This window comes from Streptomyces sp. SS7 (assembly GCF_037993025.1).
In the GTDB taxonomy this organism is placed as follows: domain Bacteria; phylum Actinomycetota; class Actinomycetes; order Streptomycetales; family Streptomycetaceae; genus Streptomyces.
This window is the reverse complement of record NZ_CP141223.1, coordinates 2,709,359-2,723,193: the sequence shown is the minus strand read 5'-3', so window position 1 is coordinate 2,723,193 and position 13,835 is coordinate 2,709,359. Positions and strand designations below refer to the sequence as shown.

Sequence of the window (13,835 nt, the reverse complement as noted above, 5' to 3'; positions counted from 1 at the left end):
GGGGTGCTCCGGTCACCGGGGGTGTGACTGAAAGTAACTATTCAGTCATACTCATCAGGAGAGGAGAGGATCTCATCATGGCTATCGTCAGCACCTGCACGTACGACTCACGAGGAAAGCTCGTCCGTCCCGACACGCTCGACATCAGCCGTGCGAAGATCCGTCTGGACCTCGACACTGGTGAGAAGCCCACCTTCGACCGCGGTCACACGCACGTCTTCGTCATCTCCGACATGGGCGTCACGGCCGAACAGGCCTGTGAGCGCGTGAACTCGAGGCTGCGCCGGTTCTTCGATCGCGCTGAGGCCGTTCGCGGCTTCCGCAAGATCACGATGAAGAAGAACCAGAGCAAGAACCGGCTCAACCTCAACACCACGATTTCCTACGAGATCCTCTACGTCGTCGAAGCAGACGAGCGATCCCGTAGCCGCAGTCCCGAGTCCCCCAATGCGGGACACCAGCGAGGCTGAAGCACGGTCACCCCTGGGTGATTCGCGCCATCCACGCCTCGCACTCATCAGCACATGCAAAGAGGCCGGAGAGCTCCCTTCCCACGGGGATGCTCTCCGGCCTCTCTGTTTCCACGTTCCAGTGCAACATCGATCACCTGGCGTCAAAGATAGCAGCTGTCGTGCATCACTCGCAATGAGCAATGAATGTCAGTCAAATACCCTCTCGCTTCCAGTAGAGCCTCATGGACGAACGACTCGGACAGAGTTCTGACTCGCGCTCGGAGGACGCGTCAGGAGCCTTCTGCGAGCCTCAGGATGCCGAGGATGTTCCATGCGGCTTCCAGTCCCGCTGAGGCTCGGCCGCGCCGCCTGGAAGCCGCACGGCGGCTCGGCGTGGAAGTCCGCCTCGACTTGGTCGCCAGGGGGCTGGGCGCATCGAGCTGCCAGCTGTACCACGAGAAGTGGTACACCCCTGAAAACCGCGTCTGAACTGGGCAAACACCTGTACCGCGAGGCTCTTTCCCGCATCGGGTGTACCACGTGGGATCGCCGACGTGGTACGACGTTTTGCCTGGTCAGTCAGTGTTTCCCGCCCATGTACCACGAGTACCACGTCTTTTTGACCGTTTACATGGAGGGCGCGTTCGGGAGCGATCCAGGCGGCTCCAGCCCCAGCTCGCCAGTCTGCTCTCTTATCCCCCCTGCGTGTGTATCTAGTCTCTATTTCCTGGTACAAGTGGTACGGGGGGTATGTAAGCCTCGCATGACCTGGGCAAACACCTGTACCACGTAGAAAATGCCACATGGTACAGCTTGCTCTCGGACTCCCGGATTTCTCGCTCTGACCTGGGAAAACAGGTGTACCACGTCAAGTGGTACACGCCTCACATACCCTTAGAGGGTATGTGGCTCTTGGGATCCCCCTGGAGAGCGTCCGGTCGATGCTCTGGTGGCAGCTGGCCCGGCCGGTCAGAAGAACTCCTCCGGACCTCGACCGCGGGCCGGGCGGCTCACGCCGCCCGCGGGCGCGTGGTCGAGCACGAGAAGCCAGCGACTCCGTGGGGCATGTGCCCGACTGAGTCGCGGGTTCTCACGTCCCACCCGGGCTTGCGACGCGTGTGGCATGGGCGTGACGGTCGCGCTCTCTCCGGGCCCTGTCAGTGGCCCTTTCGGGCTTCCATTGACTGCCATTCAGTGCATCACTTGACTCTCTTATCGACTGGTAGTCCAATCGTTGCAAAAGAGCACTCGGGTGGCGTAGGGTCAAGATCGCGTTCCATTCGATTACGAGTCCAATCGGCTTCCCACTCATCGCCGGCAGGAACTCGATCACGATCGAGAAAGCAGCAACATGACGCCTCCTGATGCCCTCATGTCCGTACCTGCCGCCGGTTCCAACGCCGGACCGCGCACCAACCCCGTCGCCGACGTCCTGGCCAGCGTCATGGGGTACTTCTCGACCCGCGACGACATGGCTCCGCAGAACGAGATCGTCACCTACGTCACCGCCGCCTACCTCGACCAGATCGACCCGACCGATCCTCCGACGCCTCGCGTGCTGGAGAAGGAGCTGCTGGCGATCGTGGGCGGCGTCATCAAGGCCGAGAATTTCAAGGCGGCCGCGGCCGCCGAGAAGTACCCCCTGCCGAGATATCTGACGTACTGGCAGGTCGCGCAGATCCTCCTGCGTCTGCACCACGTCATCCGGATCGCGCCCAACGCCAAGGACACCGACCGCGAGTACGACCTACTGGCGATGTACCAGGCCGCGGGCCGCGCGCGTGGGACGTACACCACCAGCGAGGACGACATCCGCACCACGGCGCGCATGTACAACACCCAGCTGACCCTCAAGGAGTTCGCCGAGGTCCTGGCCGTTTTGCGCGAGGACAGCCCGCGCCGGCACCAGAGCACGAACCGCGACTTCATCGCCGCGCGCAACGGCATCGTCTTCTACGGTACCGAGCCGCTGGACGTCACGATCTTCGGCAAGGACTTCCACTTCGAGCCCAAGCAGGTCCACCCCTTCGACCCCGCCATCGTGCTGCTGACCAAGAACGACGTCGACTACGTCGACGACGCCCCGCAGCAGGTCATCACGCACCCTGAGGACGGAGATTGGGAAGTCGTCGCCTGGATCGAAGAGCTCTTCGACCAGCCCGGTGACGAGGGCCTCGCCAATCTGATCTGGGAGATCATCGGCGCGATCATCCGGCCGCACGTGCGCTGGGGCAAGACCGCCTGGTTCTACTCCGAGCAGGGCAACAACGGTAAGGGCACGCTCTGCGCGCTCATGCGCAACCTCGTCGGCAGCGGCGCGCATACCTCGATTCCGCTCTCGGACTTCGGCAAGGACTTCGCGCTCGAACCGCTGGTGCGCGCCAACGCGATCATCGTCGATGAGAACGATGTCGGCACCTTCATCGACAAGGCGGCCAACCTGAAGGCGATCGTGACCAACGACGTCATCCAGATCAACCGCAAGTACCGGATGCCGATCGCCTACCAGTTCTTCGGCTTCATGGTCCAGTGCCTGAACGAGTTCCCGCGTGTGAAGGACAAGTCCGAGTCGTTCTACCGCCGGCAGCTCTTCGTGCCCTTCACCAAGAGCTTCACCGGAGCCGAGAAGAAGTACATCAAGGACGACTACCTCCAGCGCCGCGAGGTCCTGGAGTACGTCTTCTGGTACGCGATCAACCGTGCCGGCGCGTCATCTCCGGGTGACTACTACCAGCTCTCAGAGCCGGTGGCCACCAAGGAAGTCCTGGCCGAGTACAAGGAGGTCAACGACCCCGTGCGCGCCTTCTGGGAGGAGTTTCGCGGGCGGCTGGTCTGGGACCTGGCACCGTTCACGTTTCTCTACGACCTGTACAAGGCGTGGTTCGCCGACGTCTCGCCGTCGGGCTCGCCTGTGAGCAACAAGCAGTTCATCACCGACCTCGTGGCGATCGTCCGGCCGGATGCCCTGTGGCACTGCCCGGACAAGAACCGCAAGATCCGGCCCGGCCAGATGATGAGCGACCCCGAGGTGCTCATCGCCGAGTACGAGCTGAAGAAGTGGATGCACCCGGGCTACACCGGCAGCGACCCGAAGAAGAAATCCCAGCCGACGCTGCAGGCCAACTACCGCGGACTGCTCCGGCACACGGGCGCATCCGCCTCGACCTGCGACACCACTGACGAACAGGACTGATGCAGCCGTGGTCAAAACTGCCGGCGCAGTCGGCGAACTCACCCAGGCTGTACTCGAACTCGCCCGCGGCCAGGGCCGCCTGATCACGGCGATGTCCGACGACGCGCGCGAGCAGCGGATCACCAACCTCATCGTCCGCCCGCAGATCACGGCAGACCCCGTGGAGAAGGCCCGGTGCATGGATGCCCTGCACCGGCGCTCTCCTCACGACTCCTTCTGAGGCCACGCGCGCCTCCTCCCAGACGCCGGCCGTGATGGTCGGACCGACGAAAGGAGACCCCCATCATGACCACACAGCGAACACCCGTCACGGCCTCGAAGGCGCGCTTCACCTTCTACGACATCGAGTCGTTGCCGGACGTCTTCACTCTGTGCGCCTACACCCCGCGGCCCGGCAGAGCCGTCGACGACCTGGAGATCTTCTTCCTCGCCGACAACCAGCAGCTCTCCGACACCGTGGACCCGCAGGCACTCTATGAAGCCGTGGTGCGCTCCAACCCGGGCCTGCCCGCGGTGAGCGTCCAGCTGTGGAACCTGCGCGGCGAGCGGGGCAACCTCCGCCTCGCCGAGCTGATGGGCCTCTCGAACGCGGACCAGGTCAACGACCGCAGCGAGGTCTCGTCCTATCCGGCGAGCCTGCGCCCGGTCTGCGACACGGATCCCGAGTACGACCCGCTGAAGCACCCGTTCCTGGCCGGGTACAACTCGCTGAACTACGACATGACCATGCTCGCGCTGTACCTGATGGAGACCTTCCCGGCTCCGCACTCCGGTCGTCTTGTCCAGCCGACCACCGCGCGCGAGATGCGCGAGCACAACGACAAGCTGTTCAACGAGCACACCGAGTACATGCCCGGCTACCTCGGCTGGGACGGCCCGGCCGCCAAGATCCGCCGCGCCATGATGCACTCGGGCCGGCACCTGGACGTCGCCCGTCTCAACGAGCTGCAGACCAAGGTGAGCCTCAAGCGCCTGCTCGGGATGCTCGGCCGCCAGATCAAGGAGTCCGAAAAGCTCAGCCACGACACCTCGATCGCCACGATCGAGGATCTCTACGAGCTGCTGGCCTACAACGTCTCCGACTGCCTGGGCCTGGCCCAGCTCTTCCAGCACCCAGCCTACGCCAGCAACTTCGACCTCAAGGCCGGCCTGCTGGCGCAGTACTCCGAGACCGTCTACGCCAAGAACGGCTCGGTGCGCCGGGACCGCCTGACCATCGACTCGTCCTCGGCGAAGTTCGTCGGCCGCATCCTCGCGCCGTACACCTCGCTGAACGACATCGAGGCCGTGTCGTTCCTCTATCCGGCCAAAGAGGTGGCCGAGGAGCAGGGCATCTCCCAGGTCAACGTTCTCGACGAGTGCGTGCGCTTCTTCGAGGACAACGTGGCCCCCGACCCTGCCAAGGACCCAGCCGCGACGCCGGCACAGGCGAAGGCGCACCGCCAGTTCATACAGGTCGTCAATTACTACCGCTCGATCGAGGGACAGAACTTCAACGACTCCGAGGAGTACCGCGACCTGTTCGACCTCCCGGCCAAGTCCTTGCGCGAGCTGCCGAAGACACCGAACAACGTGCCCTACTTCCACCGTGACGCCTCTCCGTCGTCGTGCTTCGCCACGTTCAGCACCGGCGGCATCCACGGAGCCGAGGCAGACATGACAGTCTTCGACGCCGACTCCTTCGAACACCGGGAACAGGCAGCCATGATCGGCCTCGCCAAGCTCTTCTACCCGGACGCGAAGGACTTCGTCGCCGAGGCCAAGCGCCAGCACAACCTGCTCGCGCTGCCCGACGGCACGACCGTCGACAAGCGGCTCGTGCTGCTGGGCTCGGACCCGAAAAAGGTGAAGTACCGCAAGCCGAAAAGGGACGACCCGGACCAGGCCGAGCAGCTCGCGCGTGCGCAGGCCCAAGTGCCGGATCCAGCCCAGCTGCTGGACACTCAGCGCCCGGACACCGAGGCGATGCACGTGCGCCTGGCCGACGGGACCGTGCTCGACGGCAAGATCGTCCTGGCCGTCACCTCGGCGGTCAAGGCCATCTATCGCGATGAGCCGGCGAAGAAGGCCCCCACGCTGTTCACTGCGAAGGCCGACAAATCCACCAAGCTGCACCCGAAGTTCGCACGGACCTCGGCAGGCCTCGTCATCCACGAGGACTTCACGAGCTACTACCCGAACCTGCTGCGCAACATGAGGGCGTTCTACAACCCCGAGCTGGGCGAGGACCGCTACACGACGATCTTCTTCGAGAAGGAGCGCCTGGGCTTCGAGATGAAGAAGCCGGGGATCTCCGCCGAGGAGAAGGCCCGGCTCACGACCTTGCGCAACGGCACGAAGCTGATCCTCAACTCGGCCTCTGGAGCTGCTGACGCCGCGCACCGGACCCCGATCAGGATGAACAACCGCACCATCTCGATGCGGATCATCGGCCAGCTGTTCAGCTGGCGGATCGGGCAGGCCCAGACGCTGGCCGGCGCGCGGATCATCTCGACGAACACCGACGGCCTCTACTCCGTCGTCGGCGGCGAGAATGGTTTCGATGAGACGACCAACAACCGGGTGCTCGCCGAGCAGCAGGCCGCCATCGGTATCGACATCGAACCGGAGCTGATGTTCCTCATCAGCAAGGACTCGAACAACCGGCTCGAGCTGGAGTCGCCCAGTGAGGACCGGAGCGTCGCCGACAGCCCGATCATCACCGCCTCCGGCGGGACGCTGGCTTGCCACGCGGGTCCTACCCCCACGAAGTCGCTGGCCCACCCGGCCGTGATCGACTTCGCCCTGGCCCGCTACCTGCAGGCCGTTGCCAGCAGGGGAGAGGAGGCTCTCGCCGAGCCGTTCGATCCCGTACTGGGCCGCAAGATGATCGAGGAGGCGATCGACCCGGCCGATCCCGTGCGGACGCTGCTGCTGTTCCAGAACGTCCTCGCCGCCTCGCGTGGATCAATCACCTACCCGTTCGCCGCCGACCCGGTCAGCGCCGGGCCCGACCGTGACGACAACGAGGACACCGATGCGCAACTGGTGAACCCACGAGCCCTGCAGATGGTCAACCGGGTCTTCATCGTCCGCGGCGGCACAATCGGTGCCGTGAGCCTGCACAACGCCGGCGCATGGAAAGTGACCCCGGCCAGCCAGAGCAAGCGGCGCGAGTCCGGCAGCGCCGGCGTGCGACGTGACCCGATCGCGCTGGAGATCCTGCGCCACCACGGGTGGGCGAAGAACCGCAGCGAGGCCAGCACCTCCGACGGCCTCACGCTGCTGCCCGATGACCAGGACGTCGTGATCCGCCGGATCAACGGCATCGACCCGTGCTGGTCGGTGGTCGTCGTCAATGACGATCTCCGCACGCTGCCGGCCTCCCGAGTCGAGCCGCTCATCGGGGCGCTCGACCTCGACATTTACACCCGGATGCTCGACGAGACGTTCACCAAGAACTGGAAGAACGCCGCCTGATCAGCTCCCCGCATCACCATCGGACCGCAGGGTGCCGGGCCGTGTCGACACGACGCTGCTCGGTGCCCGAGTCGAATTTGAGATGAAGGCGAGTCTGGCTCGCCATGGCAAGAGAAGCGAGAGACGTCATGTTCCAGACCACACTTCCCGTCCGCACCGTTGAGGGGGGCGACGAGTTGTGAGTGCCGCGACCGAACCAGTCCAGCCCGGTCAACGCTGGCGGCGCAAAAGCGACGGGGTCCTGACCAAGGTCATTTACGTAGATTCACCCTTCCAATTCCGGCGCTCGGTCCATCATCGAGCGCAGCGTCGGACGATCACCGAGTTCTGCTTGTTCCTGAAGAAGTGCGAGATCGTGCCCGATGCCGTGCCGACCGGCACCTCCGCCCAGGACGACGACGCACAGGCCCAGCAGGAGAAGAACACGACCCGCGAGGGCATCCTGGTCCGCCGGGGGCAGATCTGGGAGGACCTCGACACTCGGCAGTACAAGCGCCGCGTCGTCATCGAGTCCGTTGCGGACGGGGAGGCCCAAGTCCGGGATCACTACGGCACGAAGCACTCCACCCTCAGTGTCTCCCGAATGTGCAGGCACTCCACGGGCTTCCGGCTCGTCGAGCCCGGTGAGCTGAAGTACGGTGCGCCGACGGCCTCTTCGGACGAGAACACACAGCCCTGATGGCTCGCACGCGCGAGAGCACCATCGAGGACTACCTCCTCAGCCAGTGCCGGGCGCACGGCTTCCTGTGCCTGAAATTCGTCTCGCCGGCACGCGGGGGAGTGCCCGACCGGATCGTCGTCGCCCCCGGCGGCACCGTGTTCGTCGAGGTCAAGCGCCCCGGCGGCCAGCTGCGGAAGCTGCAACAACTCACGCACGCCAAGCTGCGCCGCCACGGGGCCGAGGTTCACGTCGTCGACGACAAGCCGAGCATCGACGTCTTCATCGGGCACCTCCTCAGGATCTCATCCAACCAACAGAGAGCAGCACCATGACCCACAGATACATAGGTGCGTCGTGAGCGAGCCTCGCTACGCGTGCCGCCGGTGCGGCACGTGGAACTGCTCCGCCTGCGACGGACAGCGGGCGAACACGGACGTCCGGTACGTCAACTACCCCTGCAACCGCTGCCGGGGCCTTGCCGGCACCCTCACCCCGACCATGCACACGGCCAAGATGTGGGGCACGCACAACGACGGCCCGCTGCCGATGGCGTACCCCTACAGCGAGCGCCCTCCGGCCGGGGAGTGGGGCCCTGGGTTCGGCAGCCGGGATGTTCCGCAGCCGCACTACCGGGGCGTGCCCGTCCCGGCGGACATTCGGTTGAACCTGGAGTCGTTCCGGCGAGGCGTGGACGCGGCGCTGGAGCGTTACGGCATCGGGGGCGCGTCGTGAGGTACAGCGGAAAGATCCGGGAGTCCGTTCAGAAGGTGGCGCCGCTCCAGGCTGAACGCCGTCTGCGGAACCGACTGGACGCACAGAGCCTCCGCCTGCTGGATGAACTGCTGGCCGACGGATGACGGAGACGCCGGGGTGCTGAGCACCCTCCGGGGCCGTCTGGGCGAGCCAGGGCCGACATGCGCCGGCTCATGGCCGAGCACCATGCTGAAGTTCCATCGTCGGACACCACTCAGGAACCCAGACCGGCCCAAGAGATCACGGTGGCCCAGGCGTTCATCCAGCACAGCACAGCTTTCACCGCCTGGTTCGACGCCCAAGAAGGCAGCCTTCCCGCGGATGCGCCGCTGAAGATGACCTTCGACGAGTCCGGTCAGCCGCTATTCGAGGTCATACGCGCGACTGAAGCCGAATACACGCCCCGGGCACAGGAGTTCAGATACGAGGTCTGCCAGCGACCCTTCAGCACTGCGGTTGCTCTGGGCTCGCGTCGGCGAGTCCACCTCGATTGTGCCGCGTCGGTTCCCGCAACCAGAACGAACTCCGGCATCACTCCCGAGGCTCCGCAGAAAGCGAATGAACACTTACTCGAAGAGAAGGGATGACCAGCGACATGACCGCGGCTACTGCTCCGTCTCCGATCTCGCTGATGCCGCATCAGCAGCAGATCCACGACTTCCTCGTTGACCACCCCTTCGCCGGCGCGTGGCTCGGCGTCGGGGCCGGCAAGACGCTCACGACCCTCAGTGTCCTGCAGACGGTCCGCCCGATGGGGCACATCCTCGTCATAGCGCCCGTGGCGATCGCCCGCTCCACCTGGATCGACGAGATCGAGAAGTGGGGCTTCCCCATCCGGACGAAGTCGCTCATCGTCGACGAGAACGACAGGAAGCTCTCCAAGACCAAGCGCCTGAAGCGCTTCCAGGAAGTCGCCACCGATCCGCCGACGATGTACTTCATCAACCAGGAGCTGCTGACTCAGCCGTCCCAGGAGACGAAGTTGATCACGCCGGTGCCGGGCGCAGTGCCTGCCCCAACCGTCTCACCGGAGGCGACGGCGATCCTGGGTCTGCTCCAGGCCCAGGGGCCACTGAACCGAGACGAGGTCATCACCGAGTACCGCGCTCTGGTCGCCGGCAACGCCAACAACCGGGTCCCCGCCAAGGCCAAGATCCGCGCCTGGATTCAGGAGTTGCTCAAATCGGCCCTGGTGGCATGGGAAGCCTATGACTGCCGAACCTGTTCCGGCGCAGGCTGCGCTCAGTGCCGCTTCGGTCTGGTCGACCAGCTGCCGGTCCAGAACATCAACGGCCAGAACACCATCATCTGGCCCTTCCAGACGGTCATCATCGATGAGTCCCAGGGTTTCAAGTCGCACGACTCGCAGCGCTTCCTGGCCCTGGCGACGGTGCGCCCGGCCATGACCCGGCTCATCGAACTGACGGGAACGCCCAGCCCCAACGGTCTCCACGACTTGTGGAGCCAGGTCTACCTGCTCGACCAGGGCCAGACGCTGGGTCAGAACATCACCGCGTTCCGCAACCGGTGGTTTACTCCGAAGATGGTGCCCGGCACTACGACGCCGGCGAAGTGGATCCCCACGGCAAACGCCGAGGCTGAGATCCATCAGGCCATCTCACACCTGGTGATGAGCGCGCAGAACACGAGCCTGCAGCTCCCGGCGCTCAGCATCCAGGACGTCAATGTCACGCTCCCGCCGGACCTGCTCCAGGCCTACAAGGACTTCAAGCGCGACCTGGTCCTGGACATCGTGCAGACCTACACCGACGACGACGGGAAGCTGACGCAGAGCGTCGAATCGATCGTTGCCGCGAACCAGGCGGTGCTGACGAGCAAGCTGATGCAGTTCGCCTCGGGCACGCTCTACACCGCGGATCCTGACGACCCGGCCACGAAGGGCCGGTACGAGGTCATCCACGACAAGAAGATCGAGATGACCGAGTACCTGGTGCGGAACAACGGCGGCGAGCCCGTGCTCCTCGCCTATCACTTCAAGTCCGACAAGGAGCAGCTGCTCACGCGGCTCCGGAAGGCCGGCATCGACGCGCAGGCTTTCGACGGCTCGCGCGACATGGTCCGCCGGTGGAATGCCAAGCAGATCCCGGTGATGCTGCTCCACCCTGCCGCCGCGGGGCACGGCCTGAACCTGCAGCACGGCGGCTCGACGCTGATCTGGTACACGCTGCCCTTCTCGCTCGAGCACTACCTGCAGACTAACGGCCGGCTCTTCCGCACGGGCCAGACGAAGCCGGTGACCGTCCATCGGCTCATCGCCAAGGGCACACAGGACGAGCGGATGCCCTCGGTGCTCGCAGGCAAGCAGCAGGTCCAGGACGACCTCATCGAGGCCGTCTCCGGGGACTTCAACGCAGAGCAGGCACTCCTCGCCGCCCTGGAGGAAGAGATCCGCGAGGACCTCAACGACCTCTGGGCTTCCGAGCGGGTCTAACCCACACCCATCCGACGACGGCCCGGTTGTGATCCCACAGCCGGACCGTCGCTGCGGCGACCGCTCACCGAACACGCGTGGTTGCGGAAGTACCTCATGCAGGTGCTGCACACCGTGTCCTACGCCAGCAGCAACCCGGAGGACGCCGAGTTGTACCGCCCGCCGGTCAAGCCGGCTGGCAAGGGCAAGAAGGCCCGGCAACCGCGGCAGGAGTAGGTTGCCGAGTTCGTGAAGCTCGGCGCCAACCTCAGCCGTGAGCTGCGAGGTCTGCGGGAGTCCGAGGGCTAGGCAGCCCAAACAGCCGAGGAGCCTGTCAGTGGTGTCTGGCAGGCTCCCCTGTCATTGAGAGGAGAGGTATGCACGACCGGAAGCCGGGCCTCCGGCTGACCGAGGACGAGCTGTTCACGACCCGGGTCATGGTGGAGCACTCCTGGCGCTTCACCCCCGACCCCCGATTCATCCGCCAGGTGCTGGAGGACGACTCGCCGACGAGGACGACCATCCGGGGCGACCGCCACTACGGCTGGCTCAGCAGCGGCGTGCCGGAGATCGTTCTGGGGGACTTCTCGAACACGTTGATCGGCGAGGGCATCCCGAAGACGCTGCCCACGTACGAGGCGTGGAAGGAGTGGAAGGCGCGGGTCTCCAAGGCCCACGCAGACTGCGTGCGCAAGAAGGACGAGGTTGGCGAGTGAGCAGCCGACGCAAGAAGCCGCTTCGGCTGGTCTCGACGGTCTCGATCAACGGTGTGCCGGCCACGGCCGCGGTTCCGACTGGAGCGCCACAGAAGGACGGCACGCTGGAGCCAGCGCTGGCCCTCATCGGTACAGCTGAGGATTCTCGGGAGGAGATCGACGCCTTCCTCGAACGCCACCACTTCGCCCCGAGCGGAGAGACGGCACGGGCGGCGGAGTCACAGGCCCGGTGGACGATCGAGCGGGATGGACGGGTGACCGTCACATTTCTTGCCGATGATGGTGTTGCCCATATTGCTCTGCCGCTCGCGGAAGGTGTCCGTCGGTGGGCGGCCCTGACCCTTGCGACGGGCGGGACGCTGGCGGTGTGGTTCCTTCCGGAAATGACCTCAGTCCTGCCGGAGGACATCAGCCGGCGGATCACTCCGGGCGGTGGCGAGTGGTGGCGGTTGAGCGTCGGATTCGTGCCGGCCTGAGCGCGCCACGATTGTCACACCAATGTGGCAGGCTTTCGATTCAAAGAGAGGACAGAGCATGGAAGGCCGTGGAGCCTGGATCCCGGTCGTGACGCTGTCGTACGACGACCCGGATGGTGAGCCGGTGGAGGTCAAGAAGCCCCTCACCGAGGCTGGCCTGGCTGATGTTCTCATCGCCATGGAAGATGGGCAGGCGGACGGGTGAGCGAGACGAAGCGCGTGGCGGTCTACAGCCGGGTCGCCAAGGAGAATCCCGCAGCGTTGGAAGCTCAGGAGAAGGACTGCGCGGAGTGGGCACAGCGGCACGGCATGGAGGTCACGGAGACCTACAAGTCGGTCGGGCAGGACGACATGTTCCTTGACCTGATGAACGACGTCGCCGCTGGCAAGGTAGAGGCGGTAGTGGCCACGAAGAGCGATCGGTACAGCCGGCAGGCGGCCAAGTTGAAAGCGCTGACGGAGATCGCCAGGAAGCACGGTGTTCAGGTGTTCACGGTCGAGTTGGATGACCTCGACCTGACCTCCGCGACCGGCGACTTCAGGCTGACGATGCTGGGTCTCTTCGATGACTACGAGAAGGAGCGGGCCCGCCTGGAGGAAACGGTCCGCAAGTCGCAAGAGTAACCCCCTCGGCTTCGCGCCCTACGGGCGCTGACTGTGCAGTGGGGCGAACTCCTGCGCCGCCTACGGGGAACGACATGGCCGTTGACAGGGCGCTGGCCTCGGGGGGCTGGGTCGGCATAGCCGACCCGGGTGCGGGATCGACACCGGAACAGGCCGCGTGTTCGTGCATCGGCCTGTTCCCCGTTGATACGTCGGCGTCTCGGCATGGGCATCCCCGGGTTCCGGCGGTGCCCCCTGAGGAGACGTTTTGCGGCCACCGGCCGGACGCGACAACGACGCTGATCGCCGAAACCCCGAGCAAGACACCGATGAGACCCGTCAATGCACCGGCCGGGACACGCATCGCCCTCCAACCAGACCCCTGACGGCCTCACACGAGCGCGCCCTGACGACGGGTCTGGCCATAGATACGAAGGAACAGAGCGCCTCCATCCTCTGCGTCAAGGGCAGCGCCTTCCTCTACGTCATGAGGGGGAGGCCAATCAAGGCGAGGCGGTCCTGTCCCGGTTCCCCGAGCAGGACCCGATCTTCAAGGACCAGCAGTGACGAAGCACAAGACCACAGAGATCGTCGACGCCACGATCCAGATGTACGCCGACCTCCAGGAGATCGCCGGACTCATCTCGCGCGTGCTCGCGAAGTTTCCCGCGGAGACGGTGCCTCAGATACTCAGGCCGTTCCTCGGCTCACCAAGCGTTGCGTTCGCTCGACCGCCCATGACGGGCGACGGCAAGATCATGCTCCAGCTTGACCGCAGGACGCAGCCCTACGTGATGGCCTGGATCCCCGGCGAGTGGCTGATGATGCAGGAGTCTCAACTCACCGCCGCCGTACGCGAGATGTACTGGAGCGAAAAGGCGCACCTTGCCCATCGGGAGCTGATCCGGCTCGGGAAGATGATCGGAGAGCACAACCGCCAGGCGGAGCACCACCGTGTCAGGGCGAGCGAGGCACGTCGAGAGTACGACCGCCTCGCCGCCAGCATCCGCCGACGCTCGGCCCGCAAGAGCCGCGCCGCCGAGGAAAACTCCGATAGCTGACTCGACGGACCCCCGCAAGATGTCCCAGCG

The 13,835-nt window shown here is 65.1% G+C and carries 14 protein-coding genes; all 14 read left to right on the top strand.

The genetic code is table 11. The annotated features are described in order from the left end of the window. Nucleotides 1-77: 77 nt before the first annotated feature. The 14 genes from U5640_RS12215 (at nt 78) to U5640_RS12150 (ending at nt 13,805) form a co-directional block, all read left to right on the top strand. Nucleotides 78-470 (top strand): hypothetical protein, encoded by a 393-nt coding sequence (locus U5640_RS12215; protein WP_340375838.1) that lies wholly within the window; start codon nt 78-80, stop codon nt 468-470. A 1,354-nt stretch (nt 471-1,824) separates the two neighbouring features. Further along, the gene (locus U5640_RS12210; RefSeq protein ID WP_340375837.1) at nt 1,825-3,645 is read left to right on the top strand and encodes a phage/plasmid primase, P4 family; all 1,821 of its coding nucleotides are present in this window, start codon (nt 1,825-1,827) and stop codon (nt 3,643-3,645) included. 7 nt (nt 3,646-3,652) lie between these two features. Further along, on the top strand, nt 3,653-3,865 hold the full coding sequence (locus tag U5640_RS12205; protein ID WP_340375836.1) for a hypothetical protein: 213 nt from the start codon (nt 3,653-3,655) through the stop codon (nt 3,863-3,865). A 65-nt stretch (nt 3,866-3,930) separates the two neighbouring features. Next, nucleotides 3,931-7,104 carry a hypothetical protein gene (locus U5640_RS12200; protein ID WP_340375835.1) on the top strand — a complete coding sequence of 1,058 codons (3,174 nt, stop codon included), beginning with the start codon at nt 3,931-3,933 and terminating at the stop codon, nt 7,102-7,104. Between the two features lie 355 nt (nt 7,105-7,459). Next, the gene (locus tag U5640_RS12195) at nt 7,460-7,783 is read left to right on the top strand and encodes a hypothetical protein (protein WP_340375834.1); all 324 of its coding nucleotides are present in this window, start codon (nt 7,460-7,462) and stop codon (nt 7,781-7,783) included. Next, nucleotides 7,783-8,097, top strand: coding sequence for a VRR-NUC domain-containing protein (locus tag U5640_RS12190; RefSeq protein WP_340375833.1), 315 nt, complete (start codon nt 7,783-7,785; stop codon nt 8,095-8,097). The genes U5640_RS12195 and U5640_RS12190 overlap by 1 nt, the downstream gene beginning before the upstream one ends. A 22-nt stretch (nt 8,098-8,119) precedes the next feature. Then, entirely contained in the window at nt 8,120-8,497 is a 378-nt protein-coding gene (locus U5640_RS12185) for a hypothetical protein (RefSeq protein ID WP_340375832.1), read from the top strand. 194 nt (nt 8,498-8,691) lie between these two features. After that, the gene (locus tag U5640_RS12180) at nt 8,692-9,105 is read left to right on the top strand and encodes a hypothetical protein (protein WP_340375831.1); all 414 of its coding nucleotides are present in this window, start codon (nt 8,692-8,694) and stop codon (nt 9,103-9,105) included. Further along, nucleotides 9,102-10,970 carry a DEAD/DEAH box helicase gene (locus U5640_RS12175; protein ID WP_340375830.1) on the top strand — a complete coding sequence of 623 codons (1,869 nt, stop codon included), beginning with the start codon at nt 9,102-9,104 and terminating at the stop codon, nt 10,968-10,970. Before U5640_RS12180 ends, U5640_RS12175 begins: the two co-directional genes overlap by 4 nt. A gap of 356 nt (nt 10,971-11,326) precedes the next feature. After that, the gene (locus U5640_RS12170) at nt 11,327-11,665 is read left to right on the top strand and encodes a hypothetical protein (protein ID WP_340375829.1); all 339 of its coding nucleotides are present in this window, start codon (nt 11,327-11,329) and stop codon (nt 11,663-11,665) included. After that, nucleotides 11,662-12,141, top strand: coding sequence for a hypothetical protein (locus U5640_RS12165; RefSeq protein WP_340375828.1), 480 nt, complete (start codon nt 11,662-11,664; stop codon nt 12,139-12,141). Before U5640_RS12170 ends, U5640_RS12165 begins: the two co-directional genes overlap by 4 nt. Before the next feature lie 58 nt (nt 12,142-12,199). Continuing rightward, nucleotides 12,200-12,346 carry a hypothetical protein gene (locus U5640_RS12160; RefSeq protein ID WP_340375827.1) on the top strand — a complete coding sequence of 49 codons (147 nt, stop codon included), beginning with the start codon at nt 12,200-12,202 and terminating at the stop codon, nt 12,344-12,346. Beyond that, nucleotides 12,343-12,765 (top strand): recombinase family protein, encoded by a 423-nt coding sequence (locus U5640_RS12155; RefSeq protein ID WP_340375826.1) that lies wholly within the window; start codon nt 12,343-12,345, stop codon nt 12,763-12,765. Before U5640_RS12160 ends, U5640_RS12155 begins: the two co-directional genes overlap by 4 nt. Before the next feature lie 542 nt (nt 12,766-13,307). Then, entirely contained in the window at nt 13,308-13,805 is a 498-nt protein-coding gene (locus U5640_RS12150; RefSeq protein WP_340375825.1) for a hypothetical protein, read from the top strand. Nucleotides 13,806-13,835 lie beyond the last annotated feature (30 nt).

What these genes read in the sequence shown, in the direction of transcription:
- U5640_RS12215 (WP_340375838.1), top strand. Translation starts at nt 78, where the DNA reads ATGGCTATCGTCAGCACCTGCACGTACGACTCACGAGGAAAGCTCGTC.
- U5640_RS12210 (WP_340375837.1), top strand. Translation starts at nt 1,825, where the DNA reads ATGTCCGTACCTGCCGCCGGTTCCAACGCCGGACCGCGCACCAACCCC.
- U5640_RS12200 (WP_340375835.1), top strand. Translation starts at nt 3,931, where the DNA reads ATGACCACACAGCGAACACCCGTCACGGCCTCGAAGGCGCGCTTCACC.
- U5640_RS12190 (WP_340375833.1), top strand. Translation starts at nt 7,783, where the DNA reads ATGGCTCGCACGCGCGAGAGCACCATCGAGGACTACCTCCTCAGCCAG.
- U5640_RS12180 (WP_340375831.1), top strand. Translation starts at nt 8,692, where the DNA reads ATGGCCGAGCACCATGCTGAAGTTCCATCGTCGGACACCACTCAGGAA.
- U5640_RS12175 (WP_340375830.1), top strand. Translation starts at nt 9,102, where the DNA reads ATGACCAGCGACATGACCGCGGCTACTGCTCCGTCTCCGATCTCGCTG.
- U5640_RS12170 (WP_340375829.1), top strand. Translation starts at nt 11,327, where the DNA reads ATGCACGACCGGAAGCCGGGCCTCCGGCTGACCGAGGACGAGCTGTTC.
- U5640_RS12160 (WP_340375827.1), top strand. Translation starts at nt 12,200, where the DNA reads ATGGAAGGCCGTGGAGCCTGGATCCCGGTCGTGACGCTGTCGTACGAC.